The sequence below is a fragment of the Pseudomonas sp. SIMBA_068 genome (assembly GCF_046534705.1).
Lineage (GTDB): Bacteria > Pseudomonadota > Gammaproteobacteria > Pseudomonadales > Pseudomonadaceae > Aquipseudomonas > Aquipseudomonas putida.
Genome location: NZ_JAWRYI010000215.1, coordinates 1 through 323 on the forward strand (window position 1 = coordinate 1; position 323 = coordinate 323).

The window sequence follows — 323 nt, forward strand, 5'->3', positions numbered from 1 at the left end:
TCCGTTCGCCCAGACCGTGGCCCGTGAAGGTTGCTCGCTGGAAGATGCGGTTGAGAACATCGATATCGGCGGCCCAACGATGGTGCGCTCCGCCGCCAAGAACCATAAAGATGTCGCAATCGTGGTGAAGAGCAGCGACTATGACGCCATTATTAAAGAGATGGATGACAACGAAGGATCGCTGACGCTTGCAACCCGTTTCGACCTCGCCATCAAAGCCTTCGAACACACTGCCGCCTACGACAGCATGATTGCCAACTACTTCGGCAGCATGGTTCCGGCTTACCACGGTGAAAGCAAAGAAGCCGCCGGTCGCTTCCCAC

The 323-nt window shown here is 56.3% G+C and carries 1 pseudogene; it reads left to right on the top strand.

The features are described from left to right. Nucleotides 1-323, top strand: a pseudogene (purH, locus tag SB756_RS28875) (bifunctional phosphoribosylaminoimidazolecarboxamide formyltransferase/IMP cyclohydrolase); the annotation flags it as partial.